Source organism: Hahella sp. HN01, assembly GCF_018986435.1.
Classification (GTDB): domain Bacteria; phylum Pseudomonadota; class Gammaproteobacteria; order Pseudomonadales; family Oleiphilaceae; genus Hahella.
In genome coordinates this window covers 57,933-78,408 of the sequence record NZ_JAHMIN010000009.1, presented here as the reverse complement: position 1 = coordinate 78,408, position 20,476 = coordinate 57,933, and the positions used below count along the sequence as shown (strand labels likewise).

At 55.3% G+C, this 20,476-nt stretch carries 19 protein-coding genes; 5 read left to right on the top strand and 14 right to left on the bottom strand.

Going from position 1 to position 20,476, the window contains the following annotated elements:
• Window positions 1-25: 25 nt before the first annotated feature.
• The 12 genes from lipA to KP814_RS10740 all read right to left on the bottom strand — a co-directional run bounded on the left by lipA (window position 26) and on the right by KP814_RS10740 (window position 11,720).
• Window positions 26-1,024, bottom strand: coding sequence for a lipoyl synthase (gene lipA, locus KP814_RS10795; protein ID WP_216736778.1), 999 nt, complete (start codon window positions 1,022-1,024; stop codon window positions 26-28).
• Entirely contained in the window at window positions 1,017-1,685 is a 669-nt protein-coding gene (gene lipB, locus KP814_RS10790; RefSeq protein ID WP_216736883.1) for a lipoyl(octanoyl) transferase LipB, read from the bottom strand. The genes lipA and lipB overlap by 8 nt, the downstream gene beginning before the upstream one ends.
• Window positions 1,686-1,712: 27 nt before the next feature.
• A complete protein-coding gene (locus KP814_RS10785; protein ID WP_127968676.1) occupies window positions 1,713-1,988 on the bottom strand; it encodes a YbeD family protein in 276 nt (91 codons plus the stop codon).
• Window positions 1,989-2,126: 138 nt separating this feature from the next.
• Entirely contained in the window at window positions 2,127-3,287 is a 1,161-nt protein-coding gene (locus tag KP814_RS10780; RefSeq protein WP_216736777.1) for a D-alanyl-D-alanine carboxypeptidase family protein, read from the bottom strand.
• Between the two features lie 140 nt (window positions 3,288-3,427).
• Window positions 3,428-4,330: a septal ring lytic transglycosylase RlpA family protein gene (locus KP814_RS10775; protein WP_216736776.1), complete on the bottom strand. Its 903-nt coding sequence runs from the start codon at window positions 4,328-4,330 to the stop codon at window positions 3,428-3,430.
• Window positions 4,284-5,339 carry a lytic murein transglycosylase B gene (gene mltB / locus KP814_RS10770; RefSeq protein WP_216736775.1) on the bottom strand — a complete coding sequence of 352 codons (1,056 nt, stop codon included), beginning with the start codon at window positions 5,337-5,339 and terminating at the stop codon, window positions 4,284-4,286. The genes KP814_RS10775 and mltB overlap by 47 nt, the downstream gene beginning before the upstream one ends.
• Window positions 5,340-5,394: 55 nt before the next feature.
• A complete protein-coding gene (gene rodA, locus KP814_RS10765; RefSeq protein ID WP_216736774.1) occupies window positions 5,395-6,546 on the bottom strand; it encodes a rod shape-determining protein RodA in 1,152 nt (383 codons plus the stop codon).
• 98 nt (window positions 6,547-6,644) lie between these two features.
• Window positions 6,645-8,510 carry a penicillin-binding protein 2 gene (gene mrdA / locus KP814_RS10760; RefSeq protein WP_216736773.1) on the bottom strand — a complete coding sequence of 622 codons (1,866 nt, stop codon included), beginning with the start codon at window positions 8,508-8,510 and terminating at the stop codon, window positions 6,645-6,647.
• Between the two features lie 290 nt (window positions 8,511-8,800).
• On the bottom strand, window positions 8,801-9,271 hold the full coding sequence (gene rlmH, locus KP814_RS10755) for a 23S rRNA (pseudouridine(1915)-N(3))-methyltransferase RlmH (RefSeq protein WP_127968670.1): 471 nt from the start codon (window positions 9,269-9,271) through the stop codon (window positions 8,801-8,803).
• 40 nt (window positions 9,272-9,311) lie between these two features.
• Window positions 9,312-9,665, bottom strand: a complete 354-nt coding sequence (rsfS, locus tag KP814_RS10750) for a ribosome silencing factor (protein ID WP_216736772.1) — start codon at window positions 9,663-9,665, stop codon at window positions 9,312-9,314.
• 108 nt (window positions 9,666-9,773) lie between these two features.
• On the bottom strand, window positions 9,774-10,433 hold the full coding sequence (gene nadD / locus KP814_RS10745) for a nicotinate-nucleotide adenylyltransferase (RefSeq protein ID WP_216736771.1): 660 nt from the start codon (window positions 10,431-10,433) through the stop codon (window positions 9,774-9,776).
• A 30-nt stretch (window positions 10,434-10,463) separates the two neighbouring features.
• Window positions 10,464-11,720 carry a glutamate-5-semialdehyde dehydrogenase gene (locus KP814_RS10740; protein ID WP_216736770.1) on the bottom strand — a complete coding sequence of 419 codons (1,257 nt, stop codon included), beginning with the start codon at window positions 11,718-11,720 and terminating at the stop codon, window positions 10,464-10,466.
• Between the two features lie 122 nt (window positions 11,721-11,842).
• Between KP814_RS10740 and KP814_RS10735 the strand changes: the two genes are divergently transcribed.
• The 3 genes from KP814_RS10735 (at window position 11,843) to KP814_RS10725 (ending at window position 15,479) form a co-directional block, all read left to right on the top strand.
• Complete coding sequence (locus tag KP814_RS10735; protein ID WP_216736769.1) at window positions 11,843-12,847, top strand: GGDEF domain-containing protein; 1,005 nt, start codon at window positions 11,843-11,845, stop codon at window positions 12,845-12,847.
• Window positions 12,837-13,823, top strand: coding sequence for a GGDEF domain-containing protein (locus KP814_RS10730; protein ID WP_216736768.1), 987 nt, complete (start codon window positions 12,837-12,839; stop codon window positions 13,821-13,823). The genes KP814_RS10735 and KP814_RS10730 overlap by 11 nt, the downstream gene beginning before the upstream one ends.
• 222 nt (window positions 13,824-14,045) lie before the next feature.
• Entirely contained in the window at window positions 14,046-15,479 is a 1,434-nt protein-coding gene (locus tag KP814_RS10725; protein WP_216736767.1) for a bifunctional DedA family/phosphatase PAP2 family protein, read from the top strand.
• A 35-nt stretch (window positions 15,480-15,514) separates the two neighbouring features.
• On the opposite strand, the gene KP814_RS10720 is transcribed toward KP814_RS10725, so the two are convergent.
• Window positions 15,515-16,096, bottom strand: coding sequence for an LON peptidase substrate-binding domain-containing protein (locus KP814_RS10720; RefSeq protein WP_216736766.1), 582 nt, complete (start codon window positions 16,094-16,096; stop codon window positions 15,515-15,517).
• Window positions 16,097-16,314: 218 nt separating this feature from the next.
• Here KP814_RS10720 and KP814_RS10715 point away from each other — a divergent pair, with 218 nt between their 5' ends.
• Window positions 16,315-17,172 carry a potassium channel family protein gene (locus tag KP814_RS10715; protein ID WP_216736765.1) on the top strand — a complete coding sequence of 286 codons (858 nt, stop codon included), beginning with the start codon at window positions 16,315-16,317 and terminating at the stop codon, window positions 17,170-17,172.
• Here the strand turns inward: KP814_RS10715 and KP814_RS10710 are convergent.
• The gene (locus KP814_RS10710; protein ID WP_216736764.1) at window positions 17,169-18,434 is read right to left on the bottom strand and encodes an HDOD domain-containing protein; all 1,266 of its coding nucleotides are present in this window, start codon (window positions 18,432-18,434) and stop codon (window positions 17,169-17,171) included. The genes KP814_RS10715 and KP814_RS10710 overlap by 4 nt on opposite strands.
• Before the next feature lie 167 nt (window positions 18,435-18,601).
• Here KP814_RS10710 and ilvD point away from each other — a divergent pair, with 167 nt between their 5' ends.
• Window positions 18,602-20,446: a dihydroxy-acid dehydratase gene (gene ilvD, locus KP814_RS10705; protein WP_216736763.1), complete on the top strand. Its 1,845-nt coding sequence runs from the start codon at window positions 18,602-18,604 to the stop codon at window positions 20,444-20,446.
• Window positions 20,447-20,476 lie beyond the last annotated feature (30 nt).

Sequence of the window (20,476 nt, the reverse complement as noted above, 5' to 3'; positions counted from 1 at the left end):
CAATATTCCCTTTAAAAGTTTCGCGTCAGGAGATGCTCTCGCCGGCGGCCTGCTTGTCCGCGTGATAGGAAGATCTCACCAACGGGCCGCTCGCCACCTGCTTAAAGCCGATTTCGTAACCGTAATCCGCCAGTTCCTTGAACTCATCAGGGTGCACGAAACGCACGACCGGCAGGTGGTCTTTGGAAGGAGCCAGATACTGGCCCAGGGTCAGCATATCGGTATTGTGCGCGCGCAGATCTCTCATGACCTGCTTAACTTCTTCAATTTCTTCGCCAATACCCAGCATCAGACCGGATTTGGTCGGCACGTCCGGCGCCGCTTCTTTGAAGCGTTTCAACAACAGCAGAGACCAGGCGTAATCAGCGCCGGGGCGCGCCTGCTTGTACAAGCGGGGCACCGTCTCCAGGTTATGGTTGAAAACGTCAGGCGGAGACTCGCGCAGAATATCCAGCGCTACGTCCATGCGACCGCGGAAGTCAGGCACCAGCACTTCGATTTTCAGATTTGGGCTGTATTTGCGGGATTCGCTGATGCACTTGGCGAAGTGCCCTGCGCCGCCGTCGCGCAGATCGTCACGGTCCACCGAAGTGATGACCACGTACTTAAGGTTCATTTCAGCGATGGCTTGCGCCAGATGCGTCGGCTCGTTTTCGTCCAGCGCGTTAGGACGGCCATGGGCCACGTCACAGAAAGGACAACGGCGCGTACAGATGTCGCCCATGATCATGAAAGTAGCGGTGCCATGGCTGAAGCACTCGCTCAGGTTAGGGCAGGACGCCTCTTCGCAGACAGAATGCAGGTTCAGCTTGCGCAGCTTTTGCTTGATGGCTTCCACACTGGGGGAAGAGGACAGGCGCACCCGAATCCAGTCCGGTTTTCTGGGCACAGCGTCAGTAGCGATAATCTTGACGGGATTGCGGGATACTTTGTCGTAACCGCGCAGCTTAACGCCCTGCTCCACCCGCTTGACCGCCGCTTTCGGCGTCTCAGCCAGAGAACCTTGTACGTTGGTTTCACTCATCTCCGGGTAACCCTCTCTGCTCTACAACTGATTGGAAGCCCGCTGCGCGGACAAATTGGCTCAGCCACGCATCGGCGGCTGATGCCCAGCTCACATCCGGTACGAATTCTTTTATCTGCGTCATTCGCAATCCCTGATAGCCGCAGGGATTAATGCGCAAAAAGGGCTCCAGATCCATATCCACATTCAAGGCCAGACCATGGAATGAGGAACCGCGCCGAATTCTCAACCCCAGGGACGCTATTTTAGCGTCGCCCACATACACGCCGGGCGCATCTTTGCGGGCATGGGCTTCGATACCGTATCCCGCCAGCGTATCCACCAGCGTGTTTTCGATCATTGTCACCAGATCTCGGGCGCCCATTTTGAGACGCCGCAGATCTAAAAGTAAATACACCATTAGTTGGCCGGGACCGTGATAGGTCACCTGACCGCCGCGATCCACCTGCACGACTGGAATATCGCCGGGAAACAACACATGCTCAGCGTCGCCAGCCTGTCCCTGGGTGAAAACAGATTCGTGCTGCAACAACCAGACTTCATCAGTGGTCTCAGCGTCACGCTGTTGCGTAAAGTCCTGCATCGCCCGCCACACCGGCTCATAAGGCATCAGACTAAAACGTCGCACGATCAGCGTTTGCGTCAACGCCACAGCTTCCATCTCAACAGAGTCCTGCTGCGTCACGACTTACAGCACCATTTGCACAGCGCTATGCGCTTTCAGGTCCAGAAACAGACGACGAATATGCTCTTCGCTCTGAGCCTGAATACTGAAACGCAAGGAAAGATATTTACCGTTGCGGCTATCGAGCACGTCAATCGAAGACGCGTCAAACTCAGGCGCATGGGCGCGTACAATTGTCGCCACGGTTTCCTGAAAATCAGGCCCCGCCACACCGATGACTTTCAACGGATAATCGCAGGGAAATTCAATTTTGGGAGCCTCTTTTTGGCTATCGGTCATGAGAGCACCTTTAACAGCAACCAAGACAACCGCCTGGGTTAAAAATGAACAAAACCTCTGGTCGCCACGCGGCCAGAGGTCTGCTTATTATACGCTTTTACAGGGCGTTTTGGCTCGCCCTTGTCCCGGCGTTTGCGCTTATTCAAATAATCCCATAAAGAACAGCACGATAGCATGCCAGATACGCTTGAAGAAGCCAGCTTCCTCAACCGCTTCCAGGGCCACCACCGGCTTTTCCAGCAGCAACTCGCCGTTCAGCTTAACAGTTAGCTTGCCCAGCTCCGCGCCCACTTCGATCGGCGCCTTGATGACTTTGTCGATATCGACAGTGGCTTCCAGCGCGTCTTTCTTGCCGCGTGGGATAGTCACCACAATTTCCTTGCTCAGGCCAAGCGGAACTGTATCGGCGGAGCCGGCCCAAATGTCGCTGTCCACCAGTTTTTGTCCAGCGGAGTACAGCTTATGAGTTTCAAAATAACGGAAACCATAGTTCAGCAGCTTCAGCGTCTCGCGAGCGCGGGCTTCTTCGCTCTTGGTGCCCATCACCACACTGATCAGACGCATGCCGTCGCGCACGGCGGAAGACACCAGACAGTATCCCGCTTCTTCCGTATGACCGGTTTTCAGACCATCCACGGACTTGTCGCGCCACAGCAGCAAGTTGCGATTCGGCTGACGGATGTTGTTGTAAGTAAAGTATTTTTCAGAATAGATCGGATACTGGTTAGGAAAGTCGTTGATAATCGCTTTCGCTAATTTCGCCAAGTCATGCGCGGAGGAGTAATGGTTCTCCGAAGGCAGGCCCGTGGCGTTTTCAAAATTGGTGTTGTTCATGCCCAGACGCTGCGCGTGCTGGTTCATCATGGAAGCAAACGCGTCTTCACTACCGGCGAGAAACTCAGCAACAGCGACGCTGGCGTCGTTGCCGGACTGAATGATAATGCCCTTGATCAGATCGCCCAGACGAACACTGGTGCCTTCACGCACGAACATTTTAGAGCCGCCGGTCTTCCAGGCTTTCACGCTGATCGGCGCTTCGTCATTGAAGTTGACGTTGCCCTGATTAACTTCGTAATCCAGCACATAAGACGTCATCATCTTGGTCAAGCTGGCGGGAGGAAGGCGTTCTTCAGAATTTTTCTCAACGATAATGGCGCCGCTTTCAGCGTCCATCAGGATGTATGAAGAGGCTGCGATTTGCGGAGCCGAAGGAATCAGGGAAGCTTGGTCCGCCCAGGCTGCGCTAACGGCCCAGCAAAGGAAAAATGCAATATAAACTCGCATCCTTGGTAATGACATGATTGGTTCTCTGGCTTTTACTTGGATTTGTGTGTGATTAGGTCGCGGTTTTGCTGCTGAATAGTAACGGAAAGCCGGGGTTAATTCACCCCGAACTGAAACTCTGTCGCATTAACTTGCAGTAACCCGTAACCCAGCGTTCAAATGCTGGGATTGTTCAGCGCCCGCTTGATCAGCATGGTTTCCGGATAGGCTGCGCGCTGCAGAATGTCCAGAAAACGAGCGGCTTCTTCCTCTTTCACGAAAGGCCCAACTCTCACCCGGTAGATCGAATCTGTTTCCGGTTTGCTGACGAAGACTGGCGCATCCAGCAGTGAGCTGATGTGGTTGCGCACTTTAATCGCCCCCAGTTCCGTGCTGAACGCTCCCACCTGTAAAAAATATCCTTGCGCAGCGCCCGAAGGTGTTGGTGTTGGCGCTGGTGTCGGAGCCGACGTCACAACAGGCTTGGAAGTCGCCGCGTGCGCCACCTGGGCGGGCGTCGTGGCTTCCGTCACCACTTCCACTCTTACGCGGGCGGTGCCCTTCTTGTCATAACCCAACTTTTTCGCCGCCGCGTAGGATAAATCAATCAATCTGCCGCCATGGAACGGGCCGCGATCATTCACCCGCACGATCACGCTGCGGCCATTCTCCAGATTGGTCACCCGCACATAAGTAGGCAAAGGCAGGCTTTTATGGGCGGCGGTGTAGTCATACATGTTGTATGTTTCGCCGTTAGACGTCTTATAGCCGTGAAACTTGGTTCCATACCAGGAAGCCACGCCTTCTTCCACATAGCCGTCGCTGGTGTTCATCACGTAGTAGGTTTTACCCCAAACAGAATAAGGGCTTTTGTTACCGCCGCGACTACGCGGCTCTTTGCGGGGAGTCGGCTCTTTCAGGTGGCTCAGGTCCACATCCCCGTCCGGTCCCCGATCGTTCTGAATATGATAGCGGGAGGAAGGCGTCGTGGAGCACCCCGCCGCCAACAGGACCATCAGCAACGTCAGGGCGTTAAGCCCCAGTCGCGTCCGCTGGCCCGTCCGTATTGCTCGAATCATCGTTTCTTATCGCCTCACTGAGTTGGAACACCGCCATGGCGTATAAATCGCTGTGGTTATAGCGGGTTATCACATAAAAATTCTGTAGTCCCAGCCAATATTCCTTGCCGGATTCCGCCTCCAACGCCATCAGTCTGGCGCGAGTTTTATCATCCAATGACTCAGGGACGGGCACACCCGCCTTTTTCAATTTACCGACGCTTTGCGCCGGCTTCTGTTTCTTCGGCAATAACGAGGCAGGCGGCGCTTTTTGCATCTCGACCTGCATCGCCACGCCCTCGCCCTGACGCCAGCCATGTCGCGCCAGGTAATTGGCCACGCTGCCAATCGCATCCGTTTTGTCAGTCAGAATATCAGCAATCTTATCGTCATTAAAATCAACGGCATAGCTGCGGTAACTGCTAGGTATGAACTGCCCATACCCCATTGCGCCCGCATAAGAGCCGGTCAGGCTCATGACATCAAAGCCCTGCTCTCGACCAAGCAACAGGTATTGCTCCAGTTCGCTGCGGAAGAACTTGCTACGCGGCGGGTAATCAAACGCCAGCGTAGATAAGGCGTCAATAACCCGGTAGCGCCCCTTATGGCGACCATACAGAGTTTCCACGCCAATAATCGCCGTGATGACCTGCGCCGGGACGCCATATTGCGCTTCAGCCCGAAGCAACGCGTCCTTGTTCTCCTTCATAAACTCCTTACCGCCGGCAACGCGCTGGTCGGTGAGAAATATCCGGCGATAGTCCTTCCATTCCAGCACTTTCTCCGCCGGCCGCTTCATCGCGTCGATAATGTCCTGTTTTTTCTCAGCGCCCGAGAAAATTTGCTGCAGCTGCGCCTTATCAAAGCCATGCTTGGTCGCCATGGTGGCGATAAATTTTTTGGCTTCCGGGTGAGTCTTGTAGGCGACGTTTTCTTCCGCCGCATTCGCCACGCCTGCGCTCAACGCGCTGAGTACAAGCATCGCCAGCGCGGACTTTTTTATTCTTTGAGGAATGTTCCAGGATTGCATAGATCCCCTTCGTCTCGGAGGAGGCCCCACCTTACAGCAGGACTGCCTCGTGAGTTTATCTGGACAGCATTTTCTTATGAGTATGAATCGACATCAGTATGCCGAACGACGCCATCAGGGTAAGCACGGACGTACCGCCGTAACTGACCAATGGCAAGGGCACGCCAACGACCGGAAGTATGCCGCTCACCATGCCCATATTGACGAAAACATAAACGAAGAACGTCATGATCAGCGATCCCGCCAGCAGACGGGAAAACGTATCCTGACCGTTAGCCGCGATATATAGCCCGCGACCGATAATCATCATATACAGCGTAAGAATACAGGCCACGCCGATATAGCCGAACTCCTCCGCCAGCACAGCGATAATAAAGTCCGTGTGGCTCTCCGGCAGGAAGTCCAAATGGGATTGAGTGCCTTCCAGCCAGCCTTTACCGCCAAAGCCGCCGGAGCCAATCGCCGTTTTGGACTGAATGATATTCCAGCCTGTGCGTAAAGGGTCCGACTCGGGATCAAGGAATGTCAGCACCCGCTGCTTTTGGTAATCATGCATAACGAAAAACCACATCGCCGGCGCCAGCGCCGCAACGCCCGCCAGACAGCCGAGAATCCAACGCAGTCCAAGTCCTGCGAATAACAGCACGAAAACGCCTGACGCGGCGATCAGGATCGCCGTTCCCAGATCAGGCTGCTTGGCGATCAGGGCGGCGGGGACAAAAATGATGATCAGCGCCCCGATAATATGTTTGAAAGATGGGGGTAAAATACGATCCGAGAGGTACCAGGCCACCATCATCGGCACCGCCAGCTTCATAAATTCCGATGGCTGCACCCGTACGTTGACGCCAGGAATTTTCAGCCAGCGCTGCGCGCCTTTGGCGTCGCTGCCGAACACCAATACCGCCACCAAACCGGCCAGTCCAAGAAAAAATACCCAAGGAGCCCAGCGGCGAAATACTTGTGGATCAAATCGAGCCAGAATCAGCATCAAAGAAGAGGCGACAGCAAAGTGAATGCCTTGCCTGGCCACATCTGGCATGCTTTTTTCACTGCCGCTATACAGCACGAACAAACCGCCAAGCACGAGCGTCAGCAGCAAAGTGAATAGCGGAACGTCAATGTGAAGAATGCTGGCAAGCGTGCGAGGTCGACTGAAATGCGCCTCACCGCCGGGTAACTGCCTTACGAAATCGCTGCTTTTCATATCCCAAGTATCGATCTGCGTCACCCGACTTTGGCCGGGATGAATGTTTATAGTAATAGTCGCAACGGGACGCGCCCGCGCATCAATACAAATCTAGTTCAGGGCGAAGCCGCCTGCATCTGCCCCGGCTCCAACTTGGGCCCAACCAGGTAAGCGTCAAACATCTTGCGCGCCACAGGCGCAGCGGCGCCGCTACCGCCGCCGCCGTTTTCGACCAATACCGCCACCGCAATTTTGGGGTTGTCCACTGGCGCAAACCCAACGAAAAGCGCATGGTCGCGATGGCGTTCAGCGATGGCTTCCGCGTCGTACACGGCGTTCTGTTTGATGCCGATCACCTGCGCCGTCCCGGTTTTCCCCGCCATTTTGTAGGAGGAGTCCTTACCACTGGAACGGGCAGTGCCGTGACGCCCATGCATAACGCCTTCCATCGCCTTGATCACATAGTTCCAGTACCACTCCTGCTTGAGCGTAACGTCAGGAGGCGACTCAATATCAGCCACTTCACTTTCATTGATGGTCTTGATCAAACGGGGACGCACCCACTTGCCTCGATTAGCCAAAACCGCCGTCGCCGTGGCCAACTGCATGGGAGTGGAAAGCATAAAGCCCTGACCAATTCCCATATTCAACGAATCGCCAGGAAACCAGGGAAGCCGCCGCGCCGCACGCTTCCACTCCCGCGAGGGCAAGATGCCGTCCTGAGCCTCGTCGATGTCGTAAACCATCTGCTCGCCGAAACCGAACTGCGCCATGTAGGCATACATATTATCGACCCCCATTTTGAAGGCCATGTCATAGAAGAAAACGTCGCAAGACTGCTCAATGGACGCGTTGAGGTCCACCCAACCATGACCGGAGCGCTTCCAGTCGCGATACTTGCGGTCATCGTTTTTAAGTTGATACCAGCCTGGGTCCCATACCCGGGAATTGACGTTGATGGTTTCCGTATCCAGTCCCGCCAAACCAAGAAATGGCTTGATGGTGGATCCAGGCGGATACTGGCCACGCAGCGCGCGGTTAAAAAGAGGAATGTCCGGCGAGTCCTGCAGCGCTTTGTAGGTCGCGGAGTCGATGCCGGTAACAAACAGGTTGGGATCAAAACTGGGCGTACTGACCAGCGCGAGAATCCCGCCGGTGGAAGGCTCTATCGCCACGACCGCGCCCCGTCGACCATCCAGTGCTTCAATTGCGGCGCGCTGTAAATTGACATCCAAATAAATTGAAATATCCGCGCCCGGGGTTGGCGCAACACGGTCCAGGACTCTCAGCACGCGCCCTCGCGCGTCAGTCTCTACCGTCTGATAGCCAACAGAGCCATGCAGCAGGCTCTCATAATGGCGCTCCACTCCAAGCTTGCCGTAATACTGGGTGCCGCTGTAATTGGAGGGATCGACCTGTTTCAGTTCCCGCTCACTGATGCGACCGACATATCCCAGCACATGGGCCAGGGTGTCGCCCAACGGATAATAGCGGATCAACTCCGCCTCGACTTCAACGCCCGCGAGGAGGTGTCGGTTCACGGCGATGCGAGCAATTTCCTCCTCAGTCAGACGCGATTTCAGGGTCACTGACTCATAAGGCCGTCTGCGCTGCCCCATGCGTTTTCGGAACGACTCCACATCGTCGTCCGTAATCTCAAGAATGTCCTGCAGTTCCGCGATGGTGGCGTCCACATCTTTGGTCCGCTCTTTCACAAGTGTGAGGGAAAATGTGGGCTGGTTATCCGCCAGCAAAACGCCGCTGCGATCATAGATCAGGCCACGAGTGGGCGTGATGGACTGCAATTGCATGCGGTTACGGTCGGAGAGGGTCTTATAGACTTCGTGTTGACTGATTTGCAGGTAGTAATAGCGGGCGAACAGCGCGATACTCAGGGCGATCACTCCCAGAGCAGCCCAAATGGCCCGATGGAAAAAAATGCGTTGCTCGCGGAAGTGGTCTTTTAGCTCTCGAGAAGCCATGGTTCTATGTGGTCAATACCGTCAGTTGCTGGTTATGTCAGGCTCCGCCGGTAGATATTAGTCTGATCGCGGACGCAGGCGCTATTATCTTAGTCCTATCTATCCGAGGACGGTACTTACTATCTTTCCATTTTTCCCATACTTACCTTTTATTTTCCCTTTTCCTAAGCTTCCCATAATTGAAAGGCGACTCAGCTCAGTCTTCAGTCCAGAATCAGGCTCAAGGGTCGGGGCCGTCAATACGACCCGCCCGCTGTCACCCTCGATCAGGCCAGACGCCAGTATAGCGATTACTCCCGGTGGTAAGGATGTCCTTGCAATATGGTCCAGGCTCGATAAAGTTGCTCTGCGAGCAGCACTCGAACCAACGGATGCGGAAGCGTCAACGGCGACAGCGACCATTGCTGATTCGCTCTCGCTCGGCACGCATCGCTTAACCCGTCCGGCCCCCCCACCAGCAAAGCGACATCCTGCCCGGACATACGCCAGCGCTCCATTTGTTGCGACAATTGAGGGGTGGACCAGGGCTTGCCTTCGACTTCCAATGCGACGACATGATCGCTGGAGCCCAGCGATTGCAAAATGCTCTCTCCTTCCTGGATCTTGAGCTTTTGCGGGTCCGCGTTCTTTTGACGCCTGGGCATGGGGATTTCGATGAGCTGCAAGGGCATGTCACGAGGCATACGTTTAACGTACTCGTTATAACCCTGCTCAACCCAGCCAGGCATTTTACCGCCCACTGCGATTAGCTTTATCCGCACTGTAATTCTTTAGTCGTCAATAAATACTTTATCGCCGGAATTACACGTGATGCGACATGGATTCCGCCACTGGCGAATCGCGCCAGAAGCGCTCCAGATCATAAAACTCCCGGGACGACGGCAGCATGACATGGACCACGATATCGCCCAGATCCACGAGGATCCAATCAGACGCCGTGCCGCCTTCAGAGCCCAGCGGACGGCCGCCGTTGGCTTTGACTTCAGCAATGACGTTATCCGCGATGGATTTAACGTGACGATTCGAGGTTCCGCTGGCGATGACCATGTAGTCCGTTACGCTAGTGCGGTCTTTTACATCCAGCACTGAGATATCTTTTGCTTTGATATCTTCCAGTGCCTTAATGACTATCTCTTTCAGATTTTCAGTCTCCATAACGCCTCATAGAGGGGGGGGGTTAAAGAATATTTAAATAATGCGGCGCCCGCCGCCCGCAAGCGGTTTCCAATAACTGTCGCGTTGCAATAATTAAGGAAAAGCGCCCTAGGCATTCACAGCGCCATATAGACGATGCTGGCGAATATATCGCCACACCGAATCCGGTAGTAAGAAACGGGGGGATAGGCGCAAGCCGATTAGCTCACGCACCTTGGAACTGGAAATTCCCATTTGGGTAAGCGTAATGAATCCAACCTTTCCGGCAGGCTGGCGTATCAGGTCGTTATTGCTCTCTGCGGAGTGCTGACGCAAAAAATCTCCCAACTCACCTTGCTCACAAAATGACCAACCCGGTCTGTTAACCACCATTATATGGGCTAATTGAATAATTTCCAGCCATCTTCGCCATTTTGGCAGCGACTCAAAGGCGTCTGTCCCCATAACGAATACCAACGGCCGCTGATTACCGACCTCCTGACGCAGCTCCAACAGCGTATCCACGGTATAGCTGGCGCCGGTTCTGCGCACCTCAACTTCGTCAATGCGCAGGCTTGGCTCACCTTCCAACGCCAGTCGCAGCATCGCCAGACGATGCTCGCCAGAGGCCTTGGGCGCAGCGCGATGACGAGGGTCGCCACAGGGAATCAGGCGCACTTCAGCCATCTCGCCGAAGTGCTGCTGTAATTCCAGCGCCGTACGCAAGTGACCGAAGTGTATAGGGTCAAAAGTGCCGCCAAGCAGCACTATGGGAGAATGTTCCTGCATGATCAGGTAGGAAGTCTTTCCTCGTGCCCGTTACTGCCGAATATGGCCATCCCCGAGCACCACGTATTTTTGTGAGGTCAGTCCTTCCAAACCGACGGGACCGCGCGCGTGAATTTTATCGGTGGAAATGCCGATTTCCGCGCCCAGGCCATACTCGAAACCGTCAGCGAATCGCGTGGAAGCGTTGATCATCACGGAGCTGGAATCCACCTCCGTCAGAAAACGACGGCCTTTGCTGTAGCTCTCCGTCACAATCGCATCAGTATGTTGCGAGCCATAGTGATTGATATGAGCAATCGCGTCGTCCAGATCTTCCACTACTTTGATGGCCAGTATCGGCGCAAGATATTCCTCAGACCAGTCCGCCTCTACCGCGCTCAACGCCTGTGGCAGGATTTCCCGGGTCCGCTCGCAGCCACGCAACTCAACGCCTTTCTCGGCGTAGGCTTGCGCCAACTGCGGCAAAATGGTTGCGGCGACAGGCGCGTCCACCAATAGCGTCTCCATGGTATTACACGTGCCATAACGCTGGGTTTTCGAGTTAACCGCAATAGTCAGGGCTTTATTCAGATCCGCATCGCGGTCAATAAAAACATGGCAGACGCCATCCAGATGCTTGATGACGGGCACCCGCGCTTCGCGACTGATGCGTTCGATCAATCCCTTGCCGCCACGAGGTACGATAACGTCGACATAGTCTGGCATGGTAATCAGTTCGCCCACAGCGGCCCGATCCGTCGTCTTGATCACCTGCACCACCGACGCCGGCAAGCCTGCGGCTTTCAGACCTTTCTCGATACAAGCGGCGATCGCCTGATTGGAATGAATAGCTTCGGAGCCCCCACGCAGAATAGTGGCGTTGCCTGATTTCAAGCACAGGCTGGCCGCTTCAACGGTCACATTGGGGCGAGACTCATAGATGATGCCCACTACGCCCAACGGCACGCGCATTTTGCCAACCTGAATTCCGCTCGGGCGATAGTTAAGGCCAGTGATTTCGCCTACCGGGTCCGGCAGCGCAGCAACCTGATGCAAACCTTCGATCATGGCGTCGATACGGGCTGGCGTCAGCTCCAGACGATCCAGCAATGCTGCATCCAGGCCATTCGCCCGACCGGATTCCAGATCCTTGCCGTTAGCGGCCATCAGTTCTTCTCGCGCGGCGTCGATAGCTTCCGCAGTAGCGATCAACGCTTTGTTCTTGACGCCGGTGTCTGCTTTAGCAATCAAACGGGACGCCGAGCGGGCTTCGCTCCCCACTTCGTGCATGTAGGCATTTATATCCATGCAGTCTAAGACCTCTGCTTGGTATTTCCGAAACATGATGTAAACTGGCTATTATACATCAGCAAATGCTGAATAATACTGACAACTTATACTCAAATCCTCGATGCATAATATAAAACAACATGACGCCCGTTGAGCTGAACAACCAACTGCGCAGTAAAGCTTATTCTCTCGCGGCGGTAGTCGCCGCACTTCTGGCGCTGGGCGCCGCACTTTTCGCAGAGTGGTTGATGGCTGGAGTCTCCGGCGTATTCGCTGGCCTGCTGCTGGCCAACGGCAAGCTCAATCAACGCCATGGAGAGCAGCCAGCTCCGTTATGGTTGTCCCATGTGATAGTGGTATTTCTGGTGCTCATCACCCTGGCGGCTATGGTGCGCTACCCGGGCACCGCCGAACAATGGTGCTACATCGTGCCGTTGATCGCCTTTCTGATTTATCGGATTCAAGTGGCGACCATCGTCACTTCCGCTTACTCCATCGCGCTGGCGCTCGCGCTTATCGGCTATTATCAAGGGCCGGAAAAAGTGCAGATCTTCTTCATCTATCTATTAAGCCTGGCGATGTCTCTGGCTTTTGTGTATCTGCGTGAGATCAAAGAGCAGCAGCTCAAACCACTACGCCGTACCGATAACCTTACCCTCGCCTCCACTCGCGAATATCTGACTCAGGATCTCGACAAGGAAATCCAGCGCAGCGAGCGGGAGGGCACCGACTTGTCCATTCTCGCGTTGAGCATCGACAGCAACTCCCTGGAACACGCTTCCGCAGACGATAAAGACCACATCCTGCACAGGCTGGGGCGCATGTTGCACGAGAATCTACGCCTGTTCGACAGCTATTACCGCTATGAAAACGTGGACTTCATCATTCTGCTCCCTCACTGCAACTCCAGAGAGGCGGCAAAGAAGGCGTCACAGCTGAGAGTGAAAGCCAAGCAGGCGCTGAGCACGCGAGAGATCACGGTCACCGTTAGCCTGGGGCTGGCGACGTTGAATGTAGGCGATACTCCGGAAACCCTGATCGCCAACGCCCGCCGCGCGCTCACATTCGCCCGTAACAAAGGCGCGAATCAACAGACTGAATTCCTGGAAATGGAATCCGAAGGAGGGGCGACACTTGCTGGCTGAGTCCTATCTACGCACCCGTACGCGTATCGCCTTATATCTGGCGACGTTATTCCTGCTGCTGTTCATGTCCGTGCAAAATGTGCGCTACGGCTTATACGACCTGTTTTACATGAGTATTCTGCTGGCGCCGGCAATGCTGTTCGGCGCTATTTACGCCTGGGCGCGACGCAGCGACCTGAACGCCTACGGCGGCCATCTCGCAGTGTTGACGGTCATGCTCGTAGTGGTCGCGCTGCAGTTAAGCGGCGGCCAAAAAGCGATCGTGCATTGGCTTTATGGCATCGGGCTGTTCAGCTTTCTGCTTCTCCCCTTGCGTCCCGCCTTCACGTTCAACATTGTCACCCTGCTTATCAGCAGCGTCGCCCTGTCCTACAGCGACTCGTTCTACAGCACGCTGCGTTTCGCCACCAGTTATGCGCTGTTAGTCGGCTTGGCCGGCGTTTACGCCTATTTGTATCACCATAAATCCCGCTTTCTGGTGCATGCCTCCATCAAGGACCCGCTCACCGGCGCCTATAACCAAAAGCACTTGGAGTTTTCGCTCAAACAGGAAATTTCCCGCTCGGAAGCCACCTCCCACCCTTTGTCTCTGGTGGTATTGGAAGTCGACTTTTTTGATCAGCAACGGGAAGTGCAGGGACAGAATTTCATTAACGAGCTACTTTCTCAGTTCGGCGCCCAGCTTCTGCAAATGACCCGGGCAGGCGACAGCATCTATTACGTCGATAACGGCCGCTTTTTCATCATGCTGCCGATGACGCCGGAAGAAGGGCTGCTGGTGATTGCGGAGCGTTTACGCCGCAGTGTGGAGGAGCGCACCTGGCCAATCATCGACAGTCTCACTGTCAGCGTAGGCTGCCTGACGCGTAAATCCGGAGAAACGGATGATCAGGCGCTTACGGACCGTGCGCTGACCGCTTTGAAACAGGCCCAGCAATCCGGCCATAACCGCGTGGTGCTGAGCAAGTCCAAATAACAGGGGCCGCTCAGGCTCCTGCCGCCGCTTGGTAATTAAACCGCCGCCTTTTATTCTCGCCTGCTGCATACGCTTGCGTTGAAGCCGAACATTACCAGTCTTTCAGGGCGGAAAGTTAGAAAAACGGCCGTCTGCGGCTTAAAATAGCCCGCCGAAAAGCGCTTTCCTGAAAAGTCTTACACAGGATGATGCGCCAATAGATTCAGTCGCAAAGGAAACACTGTGTCTCCGAACTCTCTTCTTATTTGGGTGCAACAACATCCTGACTGGTTAGCCATCGCCGTATTCCTGGTGGCGTTTCTGGAGTCCCTGGCTATCGCCGGCATTATTATTCCTGGCGTCGTATTGCTGTTTGGACTGGCGGCGATTTGCGGCGGCGGCGCGCTCGCGTTGCAATGGACAATCATGGCGGCCTTCCTCGGCGCAGTCCTTGGCGATGGCTTGAGTTTCTATTTGGGCAAATACCTGGATGTCCGCGTTCGCGGGCTGTGGCCTTTGTCGAAATACCCTGACCTACTAACGCAGGGGGAAAGCTTCTTTCAGCGCCATGGCGGCAAAAGCGTCATTATCGGGCGCTTTATAGGCCCGGTCCGCCCCGTCATTCCCCTGGTGGCGGGGATGCTCAATATGAGCGCGCGCCGCTTTTTCACCTTTAATCTGCTGTCCGCTCTGGCCTGGGCGCCCTTTTATGTCGTACCCGGTTTTCTGGTCGGGGCCGCTATCGATACGCGCGCGCCACTGCCTCCGCATTTTTACCCGGTATTAACAGTCGTCGTTCTCATCCTGGTGAGCCTGGCCAGCTTGTTCACGCAGTTTCATTATCAACTGCGCCCCAGCGGCAAACTTTACCGCTCCCTGCTCCGTTTCGGCGCCAAGCGCCCAGGAGTCGGCCGTTTATGGGCCAATAGTTATAGCCTTCGCGACGGCGTCAAAGAATATCCCATCAGCTCCTTTTTACTAGGTTCCTGCGCGTTGTTGCTTTTCATACTGTGGACTTTGTTGGTGATGAACACTGACGCGGTGTCGCACTTGAACGCCTGGGTCGCAGAGAATATGCAGCGCCTGCACACTCCTATTCTGGATTATCTCTTCATAGGCATGACGCTACTGGGCGATCCTACATTTCTATATATCGCCTTTGGATTCTTCTGCCTCTTATTACTGCTGCAGAAAAACCTGCGCCTGACGCTGTGTTGCGTCGGCGCGGGTTTGGTCACTCACGCCGCCACCACCGGGCTGAAACACTGGCTGCAGGTCGCGCGGCCGGAGGCGCTGCTGGCGCCGGCGTCTTTCGCCTACCCAAGCGGCCATACTAGCGGCGCAGTACTGGTCTACGGATTAGCGACATCAATGCTGGCGCGGGAGTTCAGTCCACCACGACGCTGGCCGATCTATATTTCCGGTGCGATGGCCGCCTTGCTGGTGGCGTTCAGCCGTCTATACCTGGGCGTGCATTGGTTTTCGGATGTCGTCGGCGGCGCCTTACTGGGGCTGACGGTCTGTGGTTTCGCCCGGGTGGCGCAGAGTCATTTCGACAGAACCCCCATGTGGCGGGGCGGCTGGCGTTATGGGTTGTTATTCGGATTTGTCCTGGCGGCGTGCGCCTATCTTGGCTGGACCATGCCGGAAGCTGTCAGTATTCAAATGCAGAGATAAAGCATAAATAAAGCAGAGACAAAAGATACCCTGGGCTACTCCGCCAGGGCATGAATAAGGTAGCGAATCTGCTCAAGCCGATAGATGGGATCGTCAAGGGTCAACAGATACTGTTTATCCTCCATCTCCAGCGGCAACAGCTCCACCAGGCGCCACCCCACATCACGGGCGTCTTGAAAGTCCACGCTCATGCCCAGCGCCTGTATCACTGGATGGCGCAGGAGGTCTCCCAAAAGGTCCGCCAGCTCGGAGTATTGTTCAGGGATTTCCGTCGGCGTCTCCAGACCTAACGCTTCGACTTTCGCCACATACAGTCCGTCGCTTTGCCGGTGCGCGTGGGAGATGCTCACCTTGCACTCGCCTTCCGCGGTGATTCCCAAGAAGCCGTTAGGCAGCTGCTGGAAGTCGACGACCCTTGCGTAGGAGCCAACGTCAAAGAAAGTACAGTCTCCGCTCGCCTCCTTGCCGTCTTTGATCAGCACAATGACAAAACCTTCGTGGGACTTCAGACAACGGCTGATCATGGACAGATAACGTTGTTCGAAAATCTGCAGCGGCAATCGCCCCTTTGGGCACAACACGGAATTCAGCGGAAATATAGGGAACTCTTTCGTCATTATCGCAGCATCCACCCCGTTAAGCCGGGGAACAGCGCCTGTCTGTTCGCCTTGCGTCGCTCCTTACGCGTCAAAGCGGCCTAATCTCAGATATTAGACCGCCTATGTGAAATGGCAAGTTACTGAAACAAAAGGCCCTGACTTGCATCGCCACGCTGGCTATATTTGTTTCATAATCATGAAAACAACGCATCAAGCAGAGTTAAACCAAGCCCAACATGTCTTTATCCGATCGCCTCCCTATCGTCACCGGCCTGGCCGGCGTATCCGCCACCGAGAATTCACGCGCCCGATTCTGGGGGCAGATTTTGGAGTGGCCAATGATGCTGCTGGCGATCTGGATCATTATCGAGTGGTATTTACAGGCCAACGATGAGTTGTCCGGCGACGCCCTGCTGATCACCGATTGGCTGATCTGGCTGTTCTTTATCGTGGAGACGCTCCTGCTCACCGCCCTGGTGGACAAAAAAACCTATTACCTGCGCAATAATTGGGTCAACCTGATCATCATTCTGTTCGGCTGCCCGCTGATTTGGTGGTTCTCGCCGCTGGCTGGCGCGTTACGCACCCTGCGTTTACTGGTTATGTTCAGCCTGTTGCTGCAGATTTCCGGCACCGCGCGACGCCTTCTCTCTCGGCACAATCTAGGCAACACGCTGTTTATCGGTTTTATCGTGATTGTTATGGCGGGGTTTATCATCGCAGGACTGGACCCGGCCATTGAAACGCCCTGGGATGGGGTCTGGTGGGCCTGGGTCACGGTGACGACGGTCGGCTATGGCGATATCGTGCCGACCAGCACTATCGGCAGACTGTTCGCCTCCTTTTTGATTCTTCTCGGCATGGCGTTGTTTTCATTACTGACAGCGGGATTTTCCGCCTTCTTCGTTTCTCAGGACGAAAAAGATCAAGTACGCCGCGATCTGGAAATTCTGAACAAGCTGAACGATCTGGAAATGAAGATGGAGCGGATGGAGCGCCATATCACCGTGTTAGCGGAGGAAGTTAACGTCAGAAACAACGGTCGTTCCGATGCGGCGGAAGACCCGGACCCGCAAGAAACGCCGGACGTTTAGTCCGTCAACAAACGCCGCACGCTGTTGATTTCTTCTTCCGCCATTTGCAGCACCTGCAGGCTACGCTGCGGCGATAATTCACCCAAAGCTAATTTGTGGAAGGCGGGAACCTGATCCAAGGGCGGTATAACGCCATGCTCCGGTTTGCCAATGTATGAATGGATCTGCGCCACGATCACCAAATCCGCATAGGTGGGCGTTTCCTGGCCAGAATCGTACATGTAGTCTTCGGCATGACGCGCCGCCGCTACGAAGGCGTCAGGAAACTCCCAGCTCTCCAGCAAAGCGCAACCGATTTCCTGCCGAAGCTCCATAATCAGGCTCTCCAGCATGTCCTCGTGAGTCCGCAGCGCTGGATGTTCTTCCGCATACATAATCACCGGCACCACGCCAATGTCATGGAGAATGCCCGCCAGCAACGCCTGCTCCGGCTTGATGCCCGGCGTCATGCGCGCCAGCACAAATGAGATCGCCCCCACATCGGAGGAGTGTCGCCAGAGCTTGGTCATGCGTTTTTGCAGCATGGCGTTCTTGCTGCGGAAGATTTCCCGCAACGTGAAGATCGTGATCAGTTGCCGCGTGGTGTCCAACCCCAGGCGCACCACCGCGTCCTCACAGCACTCGATTTCCTTGAAGCCTCTATATAAGGGGCTGTTGGCGGAGCGAATCAATTTCGCCGTCAGTACAGGATCGCGCACGATCACTTTGGAGATATCGTTGAGGTGAAAGTTGGGCTGCTCTGTGACATGACGAATACGCATCGCCATATCAGGCAAACTGGGCAAGGTCAGCCGATGCGCATTTAAATCCTGGTAAAACGAGGTGATCAACGAATAGGCCGGATGCTCCGTGCGGTCCACCTGCGACACGCCTTCGCCAATCTGATAGTCCAAAGGCGCGTCCTTCAGCATGCGGGTCAGGGTCGGCTGGTCCACCACCAGCATCACACAGGGCGACTTCGCTTTGACTTCATAGCGGCGAGGCTGCAAATGCGCGACGGGTTGGCGCGCCGCCTGAGACGCAGCGGCGATCAACGCCGTCCGTCCATCCTCCGCCGTCAGCGCTACTTCGCCTTCCAGCAGAAAATAGTCATAGCTGTCCTGACTTCCCAAGTCGAGAATCTTGGCGCCTTTGGAGTAGCGCCGATAATCCGCTCGGGAGGACAAAACCACCAACTGCGGGTCAGACAGCTTGGCCAGTAGAGAAAAGTGCTTCAGTCGCGACAAGTCAGAGCTTGCCTGATCAAGGGATTCTGATGACATGGGAGGCGCATTCCGGTTGGCTCACACTCTACAGTAGCAAGTCTAGACCTATATCCAAGTTGGGGCGACCTGTATCGGCAAAAGAATTTATGGGGTCAGGCAAGTTTGCTATCCTGTAGCCGATGAGTGCTTTTCGTTAGCTGTTTTAATAACCACGGAGTATAACCATGCCCGAATACCGCTCCAGTACCACTACCAAAGGCCGTAATATGGCTGGGGCTCGCGCTCTTTGGCGCGCCACCGGTATGAAGACCGAAGACTTTTCCAAACCCATTATCGCCGTTGTGAACTCTTTTACCCAGTTCGTCCCCGGGCATGTTCATTTGAAAGACCTGGGCCAGCTGGTGTGCCGGGAAATTGAAGCCGCCGGCGGCGTCGCAAAAGAATTCAACACCATTGCGGTGGACGACGGCATCGCCATGGGGCATGACGGCATGCTGTACAGCCTGCCCTCCCGGGAAATCATCGCCGACTCTGTGGAATACATGGCCAACGCCCATTGCGCTGACGCGCTGGTGTGCATCTCCAACTGCGACAAGATCACTCCGGGAATGCTGATGGCGGCGTTGCGCCTGAACATCCCCACTATTTTCGTTTCCGGCGGACCGATGGAAGCGGGTAAAACCAAGCTTTCCGAGCACAAGCTGGATCTGGTGGACGCCATGGTCATCGCGGCGGACTCCAGCGCCTCCGACGAATTAACGGAAGAATACGAACGCTCCGCCTGCCCGACTTGCGGCTCCTGTTCCGGGATGTTCACGGCGAACTCCATGAACTGTCTGACTGAAGCCATCGGCCTGTCCCTGCCTGGGAACGGCACTACGCTGGCGACTCACTCTGATCGTGAGCAGCTGTTCCTGACCGCAGCGCGCCGCATCGTCGACTTGACCAAGCGTTACTATCAAGACGAAGACACTTCCGTATTGCCGCGCTCCATCGCCAGCTTCAAGGCTTTTGAAAACGCCATGACCCTGGACATCGCCATGGGCGGCTCCACGAACACCATTCTGCATCTGCTGGCGGCGGCTCAGGAAGCCGAAGTGGATTTCAGCATGACCCACATCGACCAACTGTCACGGAAAGTCGGCCAGTTCTGTAAGGTCGCCCCCAACACGCCTAAGTATCATATCGAAGACGTGCATCGCGCCGGCGGCATCATGGCGATTCTGGGTGAGCTGGATCGCGCGGGACTGCTGCATACCGACCTTCCCACAGTGCACAGCGACACGATGAAAGACGCCCTGGACAAATGGGATGTCATGCGCAACAACGATCCGGAACTGCATAAGTTCTTTAAAGCCGGTCCGGCGGGCATCCCGACCCAGCAGGCCTTTAGCCAGTCCACTCGCTGGTCATCGCTGGATCTGGATCGCGAAAACGGCTGTATCCGCAGCGCAGAGCATGCGTTCAGTCAACAAGGCGGTCTGGCGGTGCTGTACGGCAACATCGCCGAAGACGGCTGTATAGTAAAAACCGCGGGCGTCGATGAGAGCATTCTGCTGTTCAAAGGCAAAGCCAGAATCTTCGAGAGCCAGGATGACGCCGTAAAAGGCATTCTGAACGATCAGGTAAAAGAAGGCGACGTGGTGATCATTCGCTACGAAGGCCCTAAAGGCGGTCCGGGCATGCAGGAAATGCTGTATCCGACCAGCTACCTGAAGTCGAAAGGACTTGGCAAAGCCTGCGCCCTGCTCACCGATGGACGTTTCTCCGGCGGCACCTCCGGTCTGTCCATCGGCCACTGCTCTCCTGAAGCTGCGGCGGGCGGCGCTATTGGACTGATTGAGGAAGGCGATGAAATCATCATTGATATTCCCAACCGCGGCATCAACGTCAGTCTGACGCCAGAGCAGCTCAATGAGCGCCGTCAGGCGATGGAAGCCAAAGGCGCCGACGCCTGGAAGCCTGCGCAACCGCGTCCGCGTAAAGTAACAACGGCATTGAAAGCCTACGCGCTGTTGGCGACATCCGCCGATAAAGGCGCCGTGCGTGATAAAGAGCTACTGAAGTAATCTGTAGAAGTTCAGATCTGATATCGCCCC

Coding starts and splice junctions, on each gene's coding strand:
- KP814_RS10740 (WP_216736770.1), bottom strand. CDS start 11,720: ATGGATATAAATGCCTACATGCACGAAGTGGGGAGCGAAGCCCGCTCG.
- lipA (WP_216736778.1), bottom strand. CDS start 1,024: ATGAGTGAAACCAACGTACAAGGTTCTCTGGCTGAGACGCCGAAAGCG.
- KP814_RS10710 (WP_216736764.1), bottom strand. CDS start 18,434: ATGTCATCAGAATCCCTTGATCAGGCAAGCTCTGACTTGTCGCGACTG.
- rodA (WP_216736774.1), bottom strand. CDS start 6,546: ATGAAAAGCAGCGATTTCGTAAGGCAGTTACCCGGCGGTGAGGCGCAT.
- KP814_RS10785 (WP_127968676.1), bottom strand. CDS start 1,988: ATGACCGATAGCCAAAAAGAGGCTCCCAAAATTGAATTTCCCTGCGAT.
- lipB (WP_216736883.1), bottom strand. CDS start 1,685: ATGGAAGCTGTGGCGTTGACGCAAACGCTGATCGTGCGACGTTTTAGT.
- rsfS (WP_216736772.1), bottom strand. CDS start 9,665: ATGGAGACTGAAAATCTGAAAGAGATAGTCATTAAGGCACTGGAAGAT.
- KP814_RS10775 (WP_216736776.1), bottom strand. CDS start 4,330: ATGATTCGAGCAATACGGACGGGCCAGCGGACGCGACTGGGGCTTAAC.
- ilvD (WP_216736763.1), top strand. CDS start 18,602: ATGCCCGAATACCGCTCCAGTACCACTACCAAAGGCCGTAATATGGCT.
- KP814_RS10720 (WP_216736766.1), bottom strand. CDS start 16,096: ATGACGAAAGAGTTCCCTATATTTCCGCTGAATTCCGTGTTGTGCCCA.
- mrdA (WP_216736773.1), bottom strand. CDS start 8,510: ATGGCTTCTCGAGAGCTAAAAGACCACTTCCGCGAGCAACGCATTTTT.
- KP814_RS10715 (WP_216736765.1), top strand. CDS start 16,315: ATGTCTTTATCCGATCGCCTCCCTATCGTCACCGGCCTGGCCGGCGTA.
- mltB (WP_216736775.1), bottom strand. CDS start 5,339: ATGCAATCCTGGAACATTCCTCAAAGAATAAAAAAGTCCGCGCTGGCG.
- KP814_RS10780 (WP_216736777.1), bottom strand. CDS start 3,287: ATGTCATTACCAAGGATGCGAGTTTATATTGCATTTTTCCTTTGCTGG.
- KP814_RS10735 (WP_216736769.1), top strand. CDS start 11,843: ATGACGCCCGTTGAGCTGAACAACCAACTGCGCAGTAAAGCTTATTCT.
- nadD (WP_216736771.1), bottom strand. CDS start 10,433: ATGCAGGAACATTCTCCCATAGTGCTGCTTGGCGGCACTTTTGACCCT.